This is a genomic window from Paenibacillus sp. MMO-177 (assembly GCF_037147795.1).
Classification (GTDB): domain Bacteria; phylum Bacillota; class Bacilli; order Paenibacillales; family Paenibacillaceae; genus Pristimantibacillus.
Genome location: NZ_JBBCUR010000001.1, coordinates 638,407 through 654,729 on the forward strand (window position 1 = coordinate 638,407; position 16,323 = coordinate 654,729).

At 50.3% G+C, this 16,323-nt stretch carries 17 protein-coding genes; 4 read left to right on the plus strand and 13 right to left on the minus strand.

Translation table 11 applies throughout. The features are described from left to right. Positions 1–28: 28 nt before the first annotated feature. The 3 genes from WFK81_RS02875 to WFK81_RS02885 form a co-directional block, all read right to left on the minus strand. On the minus strand, positions 29–2,335 hold the full coding sequence (locus tag WFK81_RS02875) for a YcdB/YcdC domain-containing protein (protein WP_336784934.1): 2,307 nt from the start codon (positions 2,333–2,335) through the stop codon (positions 29–31). A 184-nt stretch (positions 2,336–2,519) separates the two neighbouring features. Beyond that, the gene (locus tag WFK81_RS02880) at positions 2,520–2,693 is read right to left on the minus strand and encodes an H-type small acid-soluble spore protein (RefSeq protein WP_336784935.1); all 174 of its coding nucleotides are present in this window, start codon (positions 2,691–2,693) and stop codon (positions 2,520–2,522) included. A 38-nt stretch (positions 2,694–2,731) separates the two neighbouring features. Then, positions 2,732–2,920, minus strand: coding sequence for a hypothetical protein (locus tag WFK81_RS02885; protein ID WP_336785469.1), 189 nt, complete (start codon positions 2,918–2,920; stop codon positions 2,732–2,734). Positions 2,921–3,065: 145 nt separating this feature from the next. Between WFK81_RS02885 and ku the strand changes: the two genes are divergently transcribed. From ku to ligD, 3 genes are read left to right on the plus strand one after another with little or no spacing between them, the layout of a single operon-like run. Further along, entirely contained in the window at positions 3,066–3,971 is a 906-nt protein-coding gene (gene ku / locus WFK81_RS02890; RefSeq protein WP_336784936.1) for a non-homologous end joining protein Ku, read from the plus strand. Then, entirely contained in the window at positions 3,971–4,921 is a 951-nt protein-coding gene (locus WFK81_RS02895) for an ATP-dependent DNA ligase (RefSeq protein WP_336784937.1), read from the plus strand. The genes ku and WFK81_RS02895 overlap by 1 nt, the downstream gene beginning before the upstream one ends. Then, the gene (ligD, locus tag WFK81_RS02900; protein WP_336784938.1) at positions 4,918–5,832 is read left to right on the plus strand and encodes a non-homologous end-joining DNA ligase; all 915 of its coding nucleotides are present in this window, start codon (positions 4,918–4,920) and stop codon (positions 5,830–5,832) included. Before WFK81_RS02895 ends, ligD begins: the two co-directional genes overlap by 4 nt. Positions 5,833–5,840: 8 nt before the next feature. Here ligD and cls read toward each other — a convergent pair whose 3' ends face one another. The 10 genes from cls to WFK81_RS02950 all read right to left on the minus strand — a co-directional run bounded on the left by cls (position 5,841) and on the right by WFK81_RS02950 (position 15,669). After that, positions 5,841–7,277 (minus strand): cardiolipin synthase, encoded by a 1,437-nt coding sequence (gene cls, locus WFK81_RS02905; protein ID WP_336784939.1) that lies wholly within the window; start codon positions 7,275–7,277, stop codon positions 5,841–5,843. Positions 7,278–7,389: 112 nt separating this feature from the next. Further along, complete coding sequence (gene rfbD / locus WFK81_RS02910; protein ID WP_336785470.1) at positions 7,390–8,241, minus strand: dTDP-4-dehydrorhamnose reductase; 852 nt, start codon at positions 8,239–8,241, stop codon at positions 7,390–7,392. Positions 8,242–8,264: 23 nt separating this feature from the next. Further along, positions 8,265–9,284: a dTDP-glucose 4,6-dehydratase gene (gene rfbB / locus WFK81_RS02915; protein ID WP_336784940.1), complete on the minus strand. Its 1,020-nt coding sequence runs from the start codon at positions 9,282–9,284 to the stop codon at positions 8,265–8,267. A 10-nt stretch (positions 9,285–9,294) separates the two neighbouring features. Beyond that, positions 9,295–9,852 carry a dTDP-4-dehydrorhamnose 3,5-epimerase gene (rfbC, locus tag WFK81_RS02920; protein WP_336784941.1) on the minus strand — a complete coding sequence of 186 codons (558 nt, stop codon included), beginning with the start codon at positions 9,850–9,852 and terminating at the stop codon, positions 9,295–9,297. Between the two features lie 197 nt (positions 9,853–10,049). Next, positions 10,050–10,844 carry an ABC transporter permease gene (locus WFK81_RS02925; protein ID WP_336784942.1) on the minus strand — a complete coding sequence of 265 codons (795 nt, stop codon included), beginning with the start codon at positions 10,842–10,844 and terminating at the stop codon, positions 10,050–10,052. Continuing rightward, complete coding sequence (locus WFK81_RS02930; protein ID WP_336784943.1) at positions 10,837–11,757, minus strand: ABC transporter ATP-binding protein; 921 nt, start codon at positions 11,755–11,757, stop codon at positions 10,837–10,839. The genes WFK81_RS02925 and WFK81_RS02930 overlap by 8 nt, the downstream gene beginning before the upstream one ends. 567 nt (positions 11,758–12,324) lie before the next feature. Beyond that, positions 12,325–13,284, minus strand: a complete 960-nt coding sequence (locus WFK81_RS02935) for an LCP family glycopolymer transferase (protein WP_336784944.1) — start codon at positions 13,282–13,284, stop codon at positions 12,325–12,327. Positions 13,285–13,318: 34 nt separating this feature from the next. Then, positions 13,319–14,524, minus strand: coding sequence for a sugar phosphate nucleotidyltransferase (locus WFK81_RS02940; RefSeq protein ID WP_336784945.1), 1,206 nt, complete (start codon positions 14,522–14,524; stop codon positions 13,319–13,321). Then, complete coding sequence (locus tag WFK81_RS02945; protein WP_336784946.1) at positions 14,524–15,222, minus strand: CpsD/CapB family tyrosine-protein kinase; 699 nt, start codon at positions 15,220–15,222, stop codon at positions 14,524–14,526. Before WFK81_RS02945 ends, WFK81_RS02940 begins: the two co-directional genes overlap by 1 nt. 21 nt (positions 15,223–15,243) lie before the next feature. After that, positions 15,244–15,669 carry a PilZ domain-containing protein gene (locus WFK81_RS02950; RefSeq protein ID WP_336784947.1) on the minus strand — a complete coding sequence of 142 codons (426 nt, stop codon included), beginning with the start codon at positions 15,667–15,669 and terminating at the stop codon, positions 15,244–15,246. A gap of 277 nt (positions 15,670–15,946) precedes the next feature. On the opposite strand from WFK81_RS02950, the gene WFK81_RS02955 reads away from it, so the two are divergent. Continuing rightward, positions 15,947–16,315, plus strand: a complete 369-nt coding sequence (locus tag WFK81_RS02955; protein WP_336784948.1) for a helix-turn-helix domain-containing protein — start codon at positions 15,947–15,949, stop codon at positions 16,313–16,315. Positions 16,316–16,323 lie beyond the last annotated feature (8 nt).

Below are 16,323 nucleotides of genomic sequence, written 5' to 3' on the forward strand. Positions count from 1 at the left end.
CCGGCAGCTTTTCGCATTGTATAAACGATCAATAATAACTGTTCATAATCGGCGTATCCACTTTGTCCTGCAAGGTCGCAAGTCTAAGCAGAACGGTGCTGATCTGTGCTTTCGTAACCGGAGCGTTCGGGTTAAACTTCCCGTTCTCAGCCGTCAACAGTCCCAGCTTCATCGCAATGGTTACGGCGCCTTTATTTTTGATTTGAGCTGCATCCTTCAGCTTTGTCACGTCGGTATCGCCGGACATAAACTCGGACAGCTTGTCGTATTTCAGCAGTTTTGTCAGCCAGACAGCCAAATCGCCGCGCGTCAAAGCCTGCTCAGGGTGCAGCTTTTGGGTCGGGGTTGCTTTCAGGACGCCCCTCTGCACCAGATACTCTACCGCCTGGGCATACTGGCTGTCGACCGGAATGTCGGCAAAGCGCTGCTTCTCCGGAGTGATATAGCTTTGTCCTCCCGTAAAGCCGGCTAGCAGCATATTGACCCAATCTCCGTTGCTAACGGTTTTGTCCGGATGAATGAATCCGTCCGCTTCCGGCTTGATAACTCCATAATCAAACATAGTCTGAAGAGATTTGGCTGCCCAATGCTTCTTGGCGTCAGCAGGAAATTCACCCTTCGATTCCGTCGCGCCTGGGAAAATATATTGCTGCTCCAGCTTGCCTGTAACGGCGTTAACAATAATGCCCCAGTTGTTGTCGTCAGTCAGCTTAGGCGCATACACAAGCTTCACTTGCTGCTCTTGAAGCTTGCCATCAACATAAATGCCCCCGATCGTCGTATATTGCAGTTCGACACCGATAGCGTCCCGGTATAGCTTAAGCGCTTCTTCCTCCGTCATTTTCGCGGTTAAGGAATCCAGCTTGCTTAGCTTATCCGACGGCGTAGTCATATTATAATAATTAGTCAGATTTCCTTTGCCATCCAGATTAACCTGAACAACCGACGACTGGATCGGTTTGTCTTTATAGAACTGCTGGAAGCTGTAGATAAACGCCGTATCCGGACTATAGGAAACCGCTCCCGCGCGTTCAACCAGCTTCAAGCTGCCGGAAGCATCCGGATACAGCTTGGTAACGAGATCCTGGACCTTCGCCTTCGCTTCGGCTTCCGTAATCGACGGCTTATTTGCCGTTTCGGCAGTGGAGGAATCACCGGTCGGGTAAGAATAAGAGTAGAAATCGATCAGCTGGCCGGTCTTTGCATCCACAGTCGCATGAGTTTGAGTACCGCCAAACGGACTGCCATTAAAAATCGACCAAGTCTTGCGGCCGTTACGGTCGGTACTGATCGAAGCTTGCTGGGTTCCTTCCGCGTTTGCCTTGCCGGCGACAGCATTAACAACCGCTATCGCTTCCTCCTTGGTCAATTCCCCTCCTGCATGAGGCTTGAATGCAGCAGCCGATGAAGAGATGGGGGAATAGCTGACCGCCGGATAAGAATCAACGGCCTGACCTTGATCATCGAGGAACTTGCCCGACTTTGCATCAATCAGGCCGATCCCGCTAACCGCAACATAACCAAGTCGGTAAGCCGATGCATTCCTTTGGTTCACGTAATAATCAGCGCCGGGAATATAAGACAGCTGAAGCTTTAATTCTTTTTTCAGTTTTTCCGCAGCTTGCACCGCTGTCAGGGTTGTATCCGCAGACGGATAATCTTTCCCCGTGCTGAAACCGTAATAATTAATAATATTTCCGTTACCGTCAACAATCACCTGAATTTGGTTGCTTGTTGTCGGAATGCCGTTCACTTGAGCCTGATAGCTGAAGCTGTATTGTACCGGGCCAAATAAAATTTGCGGATACTCGCTCTCGACCGGCTTAAGCTGAAGCTTGTCTGTCGATTTCATGGACGGTGAAGCAACCAAGATGAACTGCTTGGCGATTTTCTCGGCTTCTGCTCTCGATACTTTTGCCGGATAATAAGCTTCTCCCTTAGGGAGCGGATTATAATATGTAATGATATCTCCGGTAATCGCATCTATCCTGGAATCAAATCCGTGAGTTCCGTTCTCGACGGACAAGCTCCATTGAATCGTCCATACCATCTCATTGCTTGGCGGATATTGATTCGGGTTGCCAAGGTCAACGCTAACAACCTCGGCATCCTTCAATTCCGGAAACAGCTTTCTGAAACGTTCGACTGCCTCATCCTTCGAAATTTTTGCCAGGCTTTCGTCCAATACGCCGCCCGGGGCGGCACTTGCTCCCGCGCTACCGGAGGCAACAATTGTTACTGTCCCTGAATCCGCGGCGTAAGCAAGACTTCCAACCGGAAGCAAGCTGAGCGCCAGGACCGTGGCAAGCAGCTTGCCTTTCAACGATTTCTTCATCCCTTTTCCTCACCTTCTCTAAAATAGAAATCAATTCCAAAAATACACCTTAGTATAGACGATGGAAAAGGGTCAAAGGTTTCAAATTTTTTACAAATTGTTCATAAGGATTATTTACTATATTTGTAAAAGAGCAAAAAACCGTCCGGGTCTAAACCCCCGACGGCCTTTCTTCATTGTCGCTTTATCCTTCTTGCAGACGGTCTACGGGCACCGTCCTGGAATTTCCTCCGACCTGTACGGTCGCCGTACCGCTTGCTTCATCCACATGTTCAATCCATACGGAATTCCCGTCATCAAGATGAACCTTGATCGATTCCTCCGAATTAAAAATTTGTTTCGCACGGTTTACGTCCATTTTGGCTTCACGGCCTCCTTCTGGCTTGCTTCTGCAGCTCAGTCCTTTGTTTCGGGAACCATGTAATCGGTTGTCGATTCATCGATTAACCCGTTATGCGGGGACACAGTGCCTCCGCCTAAGCCTTCATTTACCATACGGTCTATATCCATAAAGTAATTGTCGCGGCCTTCATCCCATTTGTCCGCCGGCGCCTGCTCCTTGTTCTCCAGGTCGTCAAATTCCATCATGGTCGGTTCACTCCTTGCTGTAAGCATTGTTGGTTCAAGCAAAATATACCCGAATTGATTGATTCTCATGCATTGCGGGAACAATAAAGAAAAGGAGAAAGCTTAAACTTGCTTAAAATTTATTTTAGGAGGAGATAACCAGATGCATACGGTGTGGAAAGGTGCAATCAGCTTCGGGCTTGTCCATGTGCCGGTAAAAATGTTCACCGCTACGGAGGATAAAGATATTTCGCTGCGCATGATTCACAAGCCTTGCGGCAGTCCTATCGCTTACGTGCGGCGCTGTCCCAATTGCGATGTAGAGGCTGGATGGGACGACATTATTAAAGGCTATGAGTATGAGAAAGGCCGTTATGTGCTGTTTGAAAAAGACGAGCTCGAGCAGCTTGCGGGAGAAAAGTCGCATACGATTCAAATCCTTGATTTTGTCGCACTCGAGGAAATTGATCCCGTCTACTTTCAAAAGACGTATTATTTGTCCCCGGATCAAGCCGGAAGCAACGCTTACGGCTTATTGCTTCAGGCGATGTCCGATACGGGCAAGATTGGCGTAGCCAAGGTATCGATCCGTTCGAAAAGCAGTCTGGCCGCTATCCGGGTCATTGATAACTGCCTGGCGATGGAGACGATTTTTTATCCGGATGAGATCCGTTCGATTTCCCATGTTCCCGGCATTCCCGAATCGTTCAACATTAACGATAAAGAACTGACGATGGCAAAGCTTCTAATCGAGCAGCTGTCCACCCCGTTCGAACCGTCCAAATATACCGATGACTACCGGGTCAACATGCTTCAGGCCATTAATGATAAAATTGCCGGCCAAGAAATACGCGTCGCCCCGCAGCAGGAGCAAACGAATGTGCTTGATCTAATGGCGGCTCTTCAAGCTAGTCTTGATGCGGCCAAGCTTCCTCCGGGCGGAGTTGGTCTCGATACCGGCGCTGGCAAACCTGCAGCAGCAGCTTCTTCGGCAGCCGCGGATCAACCGGTAGTGAAACCACGCAAACCTAGAGCCAAAAAGCCTAAAGCAACGGAGACTGTCTCTTAATGACGGTCTTTACGCTTCCTGCCGAGCCGATGATTCCCGTTGCGGATGAACATGTCCCGAAGGAATCCGGCTGGATTTACCAGATCAAATGGGACGGCGTCCGGATCGTGGCTACGGTTAACAATGACGGCAGGATTGACCTGTACTCGCGGAAGCTGCTCAACAAAAATGCCGTCTATCCGGAAATCCACCGGACATTGCAGGAGCAGGCCGAAGCACTTGGTCCCTGCATGCTGGACGGAGAGATTGTCTATTACGATGGAGAGCGCCCAAACTTCCAAATGGTGTTAAGCCGTGAACGGAGCTTTGGCGGAAATCTCTCCTCGTCTTCAAACAAAGGAAAAGTGCTGTACGTTCTCTTCGACCTCCTGCAGGAGGGCGACGAGGACTTGCGTATGCTACCTTATGCGGAAAGGCATAAACGGCTGATTGCCAAACTAAAGCCGGTGCAATCCGACCGGCTTCTTATAGCCGATCTCTATACGGATGCGGATGCACTCTGGAAATGGGTCGATGAGCATCAGTGGGAAGGAATCGTCAGCAAAAGGCTTGATAGTGCTTATAAGGAAGGCAAGGCGCATCGCGATTGGCTGAAAAAGAAAAGGGCGCTTCTTCTGGATGTCGGCATCGTTGGCGTGAAGCGACGCGAAGGCCGTGCGGCAAGCCTGATCATGTCCGATCAAGGACGATTTATCGGCAGCGTCTCCCTTGGATTAGATGAAGCGATGCGAGATAAGCTTGGAGAAATGCTGCAGCTGCGAAGAAGCGATGCTCCTTCGTGGCCGATGCCTTTTCCGGCTTTGCCGGCTGAGCTTAAGGGCGAGAGCATTATTTGGCTGCCTTCCCCGCTTCCTTGCCGGGTAACCGGGCTCGAACTGACATCGGCGGGGTTATTAAGGCATCCAAAGCTCGTATCCTTTGGTCTTAATCCGACAGGAGGCCGTCCATGAACCGAACAAGCTCATCCGCCAAACAGCCCGCAACCGTTATCGTGGAAGGACATGAGATAACCGTCACAAATCCGGAGAAACCGCTTTGGCCCGAACACGGGATCACCAAGCTGATGTATTTGGAGAAGCTTGCCATGCTGTCGCCTTTTTTGCTCAAGCATTGCAAGGACCGTTATTTGACCACGATCCGTTATCCGCATGGTTATGCGGGCAAATCGTTTTACCAGAAAAACTGCCCGGAGCCAAAGCCTGAGTTTGTCCCTATCGCCCGGAACGAAGGGATCTCGTATATCCATCTCGATAATCTGCCGACCTTGCTATGGCTCGGCAATCTGGCCTGCCTTGAGTTCCATGCTTCCTTTGACCGGATCAGCAATCCGGAATACCCTACCGAATGGATTCTGGATCTTGATCCTTCCCGCGAGGAGGAGCCTCGCATCATTGAAGCCGCCGCACTTGTCGGAAAGCTCCTGGAATCGATGAAGATCAAATCCGTTCCCAAAACCTCGGGCGCGACGGGCGTCCAAATTGTTGTACCGGTTCAGCAGAAGTACACCTTCGATGAACTGAGAGGGCTAGGCCAATTTGTCGGAGATTACCTATCCAGCGCCTATCCGCAGCTGTTCACCGTCGAGCGCCTGACCAAAAACCGGGGCGATCTGATCTACGTCGATTACTTGCAGCATTACAAGGGGAAAACCATCTCAGCCCCTTATACGCCAAGAGCCCGCTATGGCGCACCTGTATCCACGCCGCTCAAGTGGGAAGAGGTGTACGCCGGAGGCATAAAGCCTGCCGACTTCCATCTGCTGAATATCGGAGAGCGGCTGCAGCGCTACGGCGATTTGATCGATTTGGTGAAACCGCAGGATCTGGGCCATGTGCTCAGCTTTATCCAAGCCAAAAAATAAGCCGCCCCTCACAAGAGCGGCGACAACAGCCTGGCAGCGGCCTCCGCTGCCTTTTCCTTTTTCCGTCTTTGCCGGAAGCCGTCCAGATCAAGCTCGCGGCTGTCGAGCAGATCCTGCTCGTAATCACGCTTTAAGCGCTTGATCGTCCTAGCATCGAACAACACCGCGTTTTGCTCGAAGTTACTGTGGAAGCTTCTCATGTCCATATTGGCCGTCCCCACAACCGCAAGCAAATCGTCAACGATCATCACTTTCGCGTGAATGAAGCCTTTCTGGTAACGGTACACCCGGACTCCGGCTGCCAGCATCCGCTCTACAAACGACAAGGTCGCCCATAGAACGAGCTGCGTGTCGGGAATGCCGGGGATAATCAATCGAACGTCTACCCCGCTTTTGGCGGCACTTCCAAGTACGGCCAGCAGACTCTCATCCGGTATAAAATACGGCGTTGAAATATATACGCTTGTACGGGCAGCTTTTACGGCAGCAAACGCCGTCTCCAGAATAGGCTCACCGCTCCGGTCAGGCCCGCTGGACACAATAAGCACCGGTTCCTGCAAATCCTCATCCGGATCATGCTCGGGCATATAACCGGCATTTACCGGCAGACGCTGTTTGGCCGCCAATTCCCAGTCCTTCATAAACAGCTCCTGCAAAAAATAAACCGCATCTCCTTCGAGCCGAAGCTGCGTATCCCGCCAGAAACCAAGCTTCTTATCCTTGCCCAAATACTCGTCTCCGATATTGATTCCGCCTACAAATCCGACTCTCCCGTCGATAACGGCGATCTTGCTATGATTGCGGCTGTTCAGCAGCCGATGGAGCAAAGCCGCCCCCGGCGGTGAGAAACAGCTTGCCTGCACGCCCGACCGCTTCAGCTCCCGGACATACCGTTTGCTCAATTTGACGCTTCCTATCCCGTCATACAGGACGCGAACCTCAACGCCCGCCTTGGCTTTGGCGGTCAGGATATTCAGGAACTCCCGTCCGATTCCGTCATCGCGGATCGTATAATAATCCAGATGAATATGATGATTGGCTTGTTTCATTTCTTCCAATATAGAAGCAAACGTCTCCCGCCCGTTCGTCAGAACCTTCACCTGGTTGCCTAACGTAACCGGCCTGCCTGAGCAAACGCGCAGGAGCCTAAGCAGCTGTTCGTGTTCCAGCATGCCGGACTGCCCAAGCTCACCCGCACCGGCGGCACAAATAGACAACCGCTCGGCCGCTTGCTCGTATTCCCTTGAGACCGCTTGTCCTTTCTTGACGCGTCTCGAGCGGCCAATCATCCAGTATCCCGCAAAACCGAGAACAGGTACAGTCAGAGCAATGACTATCCATGCGGCCGCCTTAGCCGGAAGACGCCTTTCGATCCATACAATGACAGCAGACTGGATGCTATATAGGAGTAAAACTATGATTATTGCAATCAGCCAACCGATCATTCTCTCACCCCGTGCTCAAATTCCCATTCATTTAGTTTGGTCGGCCGGCCTTACGCGTATACTTTAGAACGGAAAAACAGCTTATCTGCCAATATCTCCGGCAGACAAGCTGTTATCCTTCCAGACGATGAATGGATAAATAATGGCAGAGCGCTTCCCTCCAGTGCCGAAGCGGAGTAAATCCGTTGCTTCTAATCGCGCCGTGATCCATTACCGAATAATGCGGGCGGGGAGCCGGCCGGGGAAACTCTTCCGTCGTACAAGGTTCGACCCGCGTGCTGCTGCCGCTCTCCTCCATAATGGCCTGCGCAAATTCAAACCAGGAGCAGACGCCGCTGCCCGAAGCATGATAGATGCCGTAATAATCCGTACTTACCAGCTCCAGCAGGAAAACGGCCAAGTCCCTGGTATAGGTCGGAGAGCCCCACTGATCCGACACAACCTTAAGCTGCTTCCGCTCCGAAGCAAGCTTGAGCATTGTTTTTACGAAGTTATTGCCATAAGCTCCAAATACCCAGGAGGTTCTGACGATAAAATACCGGTCATGAAGGCTCGACACGGCCTGCTCGCCCGCCAGCTTGGACTGACCGTATACGGTCTGGGGATTAGCGCGGTCATGCTCCTTGTACGGAACCGTTCCCGTACCGTCAAATACATAATCGGTGCTCACCGCGCATAGCTTGGCGCCAATTTCTCTGGCTGCGACGGTTATATTGCGCGTACCGGCAGCGTTAATCCGGAAGGCTTCATCCGGCTCCGCTTCCGCCTTGTCCACTGCCGTATAGGCCGCGCAGTGAATAACGGCATCCGGACGCAGCCGGGACAATACGCTGCGGCATTGCTCCAGATCCGTAATATCGAGCTCCGCGCGGCTTAATCCAACGATCTCGAACCGTCCTTTGGTGTCCAGCAAGGCGAGCTCGCGTCCCAGCTGTCCGTTTGCTCCCGTTACGGCTATCTTCAGCTTCCTTTTCTCCCCTGTCCCGGTCATTTGGTCTCCAGCCTTTTCGCATACTGCGTATCGTAATAGTTCCTATATGCGCCGGATACCACCTGCTTGAGCCATTCTTCATGGTGAAGATACCACGCGATCGTAGATTTAATCCCTTTCTCGAAGCTGTGCTCCGGCGTCCATCCAAGCTCGCTTTTGATTTTATTCGCATCTATGGCATAACGACGGTCATGGCCGGGACGGTCCTCCACATGGCGGATCAGCGATTCGGGCTTGCCCAGCTCCTTCAAAACGGTTTGCACCACATGAAGATTGGTCCGTTCATTGCTGCCGCCAACGTTGTATACTTCGCCAATCCGGCCCTGATGAAGCACCAGATCGATCGCTTTGCAATGATCCTCCACATACAGCCAGTCTCTAATCTGAAGACCGTCGCCATAAACCGGCAGCGGTTTATTCTGCAGCGCGTTGAGAATCATCAGAGGAATAAGCTTTTCCGGAAATTGATACGGTCCATAGTTATTCGAACAGCGCGTAATGACAGCCGGCAGACCGTAGGTCTCGTGATAAGCGCGGACAAGCAGATCGGCTCCGGCTTTGCTTGCCGAATATGGACTGTTGGGCGCAAGCGGCGTATTTTCCGTAAACAGTCCCTTGGCCCCAAGCGTACCGTACACTTCATCCGTCGATACCTGCACGTATCGCTTCACCTGATACGTCTTGGACAAATCAAGGAGCGTCTGCGTCCCGACGATATTCGTATGCACAAACAGTCCCGGCTGCAAAATACTGCGGTCTACATGAGATTCCGCGGCAAAGTTAATGACCGCGTCAATCCCCGATTCAAACAGCGGGGTAAGCGCCGCCTGATCGGCAATATCCGCTTTGACAAACGTATAGTTCGGATGATTCTCCACCTGCCGCAGATTCTCAGGGTTGCCCGCATACGTTAAGGCATCAACATTAATGAACTCGTAATCGGGATAACGGCCAAGCATATAATGAACGAAGTTGCTCCCGATAAACCCCGCTCCGCCCGTAATTAAAAGTTTCATAGCAGATTGCTCACCCCTCATATACAAAATTGATTTCCGCCTGGGCAAGCACGGGATGCTTCGCGTCTTTGTCCGACAAAATCGGCTTCGTCACCGGCCAGTCAATGCCAAGCGCCGGATCATTCCAGGCAATGCCCCTGTCAAGCTCCGCAGCGTACAAGGCATCCACCTTATACTGTACCTCGCAGTTCGGCACCAGCGTGCAGAAACCGTGGGCAAAACCTTGCGGAACGAGCAACTGTCTCTTGTTGGCCGCGCTTAGAATAAAGCCCTGCCATTGTCCAAAGGTTGGCGAGCCGCGGCGTATGTCTACAATAACATCGTAGATGGCCCCCGCCGTAACCCGAACCAGCTTCGTCTGCGCTTTTGGCTGAAGCTGATAATGCATGCCGCGGAGAACTCCCGCTTCTACCGACAACGAATGATTATCCTGAACAAAAGCATGGAGGATGCCATTCTCGCGTGCCGTCTTTTCGTTATAGCTTTCCGTAAAAAATCCCCTGTGATCGCCATATACAGGCGGCTCCAGCAGCTTTACTCCCGGCAGCCTTGTTTCCATTACGTTCATGCCTCACCATCCTGTTCTACCAAAAACTCAACACTATCATTATATTCGTCAAACTCGTACTGACCCTTAGGTATACGCCATTTTTCTCTTATATGATGAGAGATAATTCCGTCATGATTCGAGCTTTTATCGCCAAGCACGAAAAACTCCCATTCTGCTCTTCAGGATGGAAGAACCGAATGGGAGTTTTTTTGTTTTTAAGCCGCTACGTCTCTCTTCTTGAAGACATACCAGGCCAGACCGACAAAGATGGCATAATAGACGGCCAGGACCGCAATAGAGAAGCCCATCGTTAAACCGTCGCGCAACGGAGTATCATTCAAATACTGCGTAAGGTCAAGGTGTATAAACAGAATGTAATCCGCCCATTTGTATTTGAGAGCAGCCAGCAGCGGCGTGAAGGAATTAACCCCCAGAATCAGGAACAGAGACAAGCCGATAGCGAGCGCGCCGCTGCGGGACACGGTCGCCAGCATAAAGGCCAGCGTTGTTGTGACGATTAGGGACACATACTTCAGCAGGGCGTATTTGATCAAATAAGCCGCCATAGATCCCGAGACCAGCGGAGAAATGATATCGGTTGCCGTATTGTCGCTGGAATCAAACAGAATCAAATTCAGCACGATGGTAAACAGCAGCATGACAATGACCATCCCCAGCGCGTACAGAAGAACGGCAATGTATTTGGACAGCAGGATTTTGGACCTTGTCCAAGGACGGATCAAGAGCAGCTTGATTGTGCCGCTGGTGAATTCATCGGCTACGCCGGACGACGCGATAATAATCGTGAATACGGTAATCAGCGTATAAGCGATCATGACTTCCGTCATAATCATGCTCCATGCTGAGGTCGTATGGTTTTGATCCACGAAATAACCGATAACCGATATCGCCGCGATCAAGGCAAGCAATATTCCCAGCATGACATACGTCCGCGGGCGGCGGTAAATTTTCATATTCTCATTCTGAACCAGCTTGAAAAAATTAAACAATGCGTTCACCCCCCGTTACTTCAAGGAATTGATCCTCAAGCGACTTGGTTTGGACGCGAATGCCGTATACCTTGATGCCTGCGGCAACCAATCTGGCATTAAAGTCCGCCGCGAACTCGCGGTTTGCTTCAATAATAAGGCTGTCGCCTTCCCTGAGCGAAGCTTTGCCAAGCTCCGCCGCAACTGCAGATGCTTCCGCAGGTTTGTCTACCTCGAACAGCATATTTACGTCGCTCGCGACATCCAGACCTCCTTGATGGATGGTTCGCACATCGATCAGCTTGCCGCTTTGAATAATCGCAACCCGGTCGCACATCAGCTCCATCTCGGAAAGAAGGTGACTGGAAACAAATACGGCGATGCCTTCTTCCTTGGACAGCTGGCGGAGATAATCGCGCAGCTCGCGTATTCCCGCCGGATCCAGTCCGTTAGTCGGCTCGTCGAGGATAAGCAGCTTTGGACGGTGCAGGATCGCTTGGGCTACCCCAAGTCTTTGGCGCATCCCGAGAGAGTAGGTTTTCACCTTATCATGAATGCGGGATTCCAGTCCAACAAGGTCAATAACCTCCTGAATCCGTTCAGGAGTCACTCCCTCGATCATCCGCGCAAAATGGACAAGATTCTGATACCCGGTCAAGTATTTGTACATTTCCGGATTTTCAACAATTGCCCCAACATTGCGGATGGCCTGCTGGTATTGGGTTCGAATGCTGTATCCGCCGATTTTGATCTCGCCGGAGGTCATGGCCATGAGGCCTACCATCATGCGGATGGTGGTTGTTTTACCGGAACCGTTGGGCCCGAGAAAACCAAATACTTCGCCTAGCGGCAGGTCCAGCGTCAGATTGTCGATAATCGTCTTCTTCCCGATTCGCTTCGTAACCTGCTGAAGTTGTACGATTGGTTGCTCCATATTTCCCTCCTTAAAATGAATCATCCTCTAAATGGCCGTGTAAGGACATTTGGGTGATTCATTGCTTCGAAAGCATAAGCTTAATGAATCATCCCCTAAATGGCCGTGTAAGGACATTTGGGAGGATTCATTGCCTCGAAAGCATACATAATTTCCAAAATCTAGTTCTATGTATCGTCCGTCTATTATAGCGAATTAAATGTATGAGGGAAAGTGGCGAATCGCATGCTCCTTCTTCTCAGGACAGCGCAGCCGTTTACGCATGGACTCGGGAACAATCCGAGCAGCAGCCAAGCGGCAGGACAACACGGAAAAAGCCGGTCCGAAAGAGTGCCTTTGCATGGTACACCTTCACCATTTTTCCGCAGCCCACACAATAAAAACATTCTTCCAATTGCATCATCATTACTTCCCCACTCCTAATACTTATTGTATCAATACCGATAATTTGTTACAATTCGTATCTTTACTTTATTGGATTTAGCGAAAGTTGTCAATACTTGTATATGATTTGTCGGCTTTTAACCTGTAAGCGTTTACAGATTAGGAAACAAAAACAGCGTCCTGTTAAGACGCCGTCTGATTCGTATTCATCTGTTTTTTCAACAGCTCGTGAATTCTTTCTTTCTCCTCCTTTGTTACAATCAGGTACCATACTTTATTAATCATGCTTCCCGAGCCGCTAATCTCAACTGTATTAATATTGCCGAGATCTTCCCGGTAGTCGGTCATAAAGGTCTTCATTTCATCAAACGTAATGTTTGTTTTGACGCTGCTTCCGAGCTCCTTCAGTATCTTCTGAATTTGGGTAATGTTCGAGAATTGGAGAGAGCTCTTCATAACCTCCGTCATAATCTCCCGCTGTCTGGCATTCCGGCCGAGATCCCCTCGCGGATCATCGTAACGCATTCTGGAGTAGAGAAGCGCCAGATCACCGTTCAATTTAAGGGGGCCTTCATCGAATTGATGCTCCCCGTAATAGAAGGCAAACGGATTGTTTACCTCGACACCGCCGAGAATGTCGATCAAATGGGCGAAGCCTTCCATGTTGATCCGGATGTAATAATCAATGGGATAATCGAGGAAATGCTCGACCGTATTTTTCGCCATCGTCACTCCGCCAAAGGCATAAGCATGATTGATTTTATCCGTTGTTCCATGCCCGATAATTTCGGTTCTTGTATCACGCGGGATGTTGAACATAAGGATGGATTTCTTCTCTGGATTAACCGCAAGCACAATTAGAGTATCGGAGCGTCCTTTATCGTTCTCGCGCTCATCAACGCCCATCACCACTACCGTAAAAGGATGCCGCTTCTCGATTAAAGCCTGAGCAGCTTGCTTCGGTTTGACCTTAATCTCCGGATCCTTGCTAACATATACCGTTGGTTGAATCGGCTCATAGATTTTGTCCGCCGTCTCTTTCACCGAACCGTACAGATGCCAGACATATCCGGCTGTTCCCGCGGTAATGATGACCAATCCCGCTCCAATGCCAATAAGCGCTCTTCTCCAGCCCCGTTTCACCCTTATGTTACCTCCTTGTACATTACCGCATACTCTAGATGGCCGTACTGACTTCCTCCCCGTGATCCCCAAGCACAATCCGGTCATCTTCCGTAAGGTCCGTTCCAATGTGAGACTCCAGTATTATGAGACTGGATCTAGCCGTAACGGAATGTCTCTCTCCCGGCTGGAGTTCGATAACATCGCCTGCCTTAATGCTGCATCTCTTCTCGTTGCGCACGAGCTCTCCGACACCGGCCAGCACCGTCCAGACGAGCTTCCGCTTCAGATAAAAGGCATAGCCTAGAACCCCGCCGTCAACCATTTCCAGCTTTCTTGTGATTGCTTGCTGCCCTTCTTCGCTAGATATGCAGCTTATGACGACAGCATTGCCCCAACGTCCTGACTCATAACCGGGAACCAAAGTCGGATGTTCCGCGCTTATATTGCGCATCCGTTCCTCCGGAATGCATGCTGCTTGATCGGCAATCAGAATCCCCGCGGAAGAAATTGCCACAGTAATATCGCTCAGCCCCATCATAATTACGGGAGCTGCCGAATCATTATAAATAGAAGCGTTTTCCGGGAAGGCGGCAGAAAGAGCATTCCAGCTATTAATGCGATAAAAGGGCTGCTCCGGCATCCGGAAGGTAGGGCTTCCTTTAAATAATCTGATCATTCTGTCTTCCAGTCGGCTATGAAGCTCCTCATATTGACGGAATAGCTGCTCATACTGGATTGGAAGGCCCTCTTCGGCCAGAGCGGAGATGACGGTTTCCAGCCGGAAGACGATAATGCCGCTCTCGTCGCTTGTCAGCGCTCTGTTCAATTGATGCCTGCGAAGCTGCTCTGGCAGCTCCTTCAGCGTCTCAAGCCAGTCTTCTTCCTCCACATACAGGTCTGCCGGCAACACGGCAACCGTCTCGTGGAGAGGAATGGAAGCAACCGAATAAAGATAGGAAGCGGCAAGGGCAACGGCGGGATAGCTGCCTTTCGCTTCCGGCTCCTGAATCACGTTCAGATTGATGGAGAGCCGGTCGCGCAAGATCTCCGTCTGATTGCGGCTGATCGCGAGAAACGCATCCTGCTGCAGGCCAACCTGGTCCAGCTGTCGCCACAGCCTGTTCAGCAAAGACTCTTTTTCGCCAAGAGGTCCAGGCAGCAGGGGAAGAAGCGGCTTCGCGCGCTTCGAATGAGAAAGCGGCCACATCCGCCTGCCTTGACCGCCGGCTAATATTACGAGTCTCACTTGCTGTCCCATTACATCCTCCTGTTTGTACCGTAATAGGTGTAATACAGCTGTTCCTTACTTTTCTTTTTCTTATTGTTCAGCACCACTCCAAGCAGCTTCGCTTTTACATGCTCCAGACTGGCGTACATTTTTTTCGCTTGCTGACGCTTTGTCATTCCAACGCTGATTACGGCAACTACGCCGTCGCATTTGGAAGCAAGCACAAGTCCGTCAGTTACGACCAGGGATGGCGGAGCATCAAACAAGATCATATCGTAATGGGCAGACAGCTCTTCTATAAGCTGATTCATCTTTTTGGAGCCCAGCATTTCGGATGGATTAGGCGGAGTAGGTCCGGAACCGATAAAGAACAGATTGTCAATCGATGTGGAATGCACAGCATCCTGCCATTCCATCTGATTAGCCAATACATTCGTCAGGCCGGACTGATTGGACAGCATAAAAACCGTATGAAGAGTTGGCCGGCGCAAATCCGCATCGACCAGCAGAACACGCTTGCCCTCTTGCGAGAAAGCAACCGCGAGGTTCGCAATCGTTGTTGTTTTGCCGTCACCGGACTGACATGACGTTACCATTAATGTCTTCACAGGCTCGTCAATAGAGGAAAATTGAATATTCGTCCGCAAAGAACGGTACGCTTCGGCAATAGGCGAATCGGGATTGCTCGTTGTAATCAGCTTGTTTTTTTCCAACGTGGATTGTTGCATTTCTTTACCACCTGCCAGCTATTATTGGATTGCCTTGTAACTTAATGCCCGGTATAATGCATGGATCTTGTACTGCCGCGGGCTTTGACGCAGAAGCTCCTGATTCAGCATGCGGACCAGCACCGCCCGAAGCCGGTTAGGAGGATGAAAAACAATACCGTATTCATATTGGTTATCCTTAGTGTTGCGCCATACGACATGCCCGCGAAGGTTAATCGCCGTGCCCGACAGGTTCATCTGGAAGTCCAGCATGTAGCCTTTATGCACAGGAAAGCGTAATCCCGACATAAAGCAAAGCCCATGACGGCTAATGTTCAGAATCAGCACCGGACATGTTGAAGAGGTAAGCAAAAGGCCCTGCTCATCCAGCAATCCGGCTTTTGCCGTTATCCCTTCATGCAGGTGAATTCGAATATTAGACCGAGGTATAAACGGGTCCGCCCCCATGTTTGAAGCATCTCCTTACCTGATTTTCAAAATAGAAGAGAGTATTCCGGTACCCTTGCAGTGAGGAATAAAGGCCGAAGAACATGTGTATACTGAGATTTAATGATACAATACGTATCTAGCATCCCCTTCACTTTACGATACGTTTTGTAACATGTCAAGTGTAAATAATGATAGATCGAATATTTTGCGACGTTTTGTTGCAATAAATGAAATTTTAACATTTACGTATTAATATAGGTGTAGCGGAAGTCAGTCATTTTAGGAGGATATAAAAATGAATATAGGAAACCGAATTGCTGGCTTGAGGGAAGAAAGAAAATGGACACAGGAGCAAACCGCCGCGAAGCTCGGCATATCCAGGGCTGCATTATCTCATTACGAGAAAAACCGCAGAGAGCCTGATACGGAGACATTGGCGAAGTTTGCTGACCTGTATCAAGTTTCCATAGATTATTTGGTAGGAAGAACGACAAATACGCAAGCGGCGTTAAGCGAAGATATTCGAAGCTTTGTCGATCATCTGGAGCTGTCTGACGAAGAGCTGCTGGAGAAGTATAATTTGAGCGTGGATGGCCGTAAGCTTACAGCTGAAGAAACGAAACGATTTATTGCCTTCGTTCGGGCGGAACGTATGATGAATTAGCGCAAAAA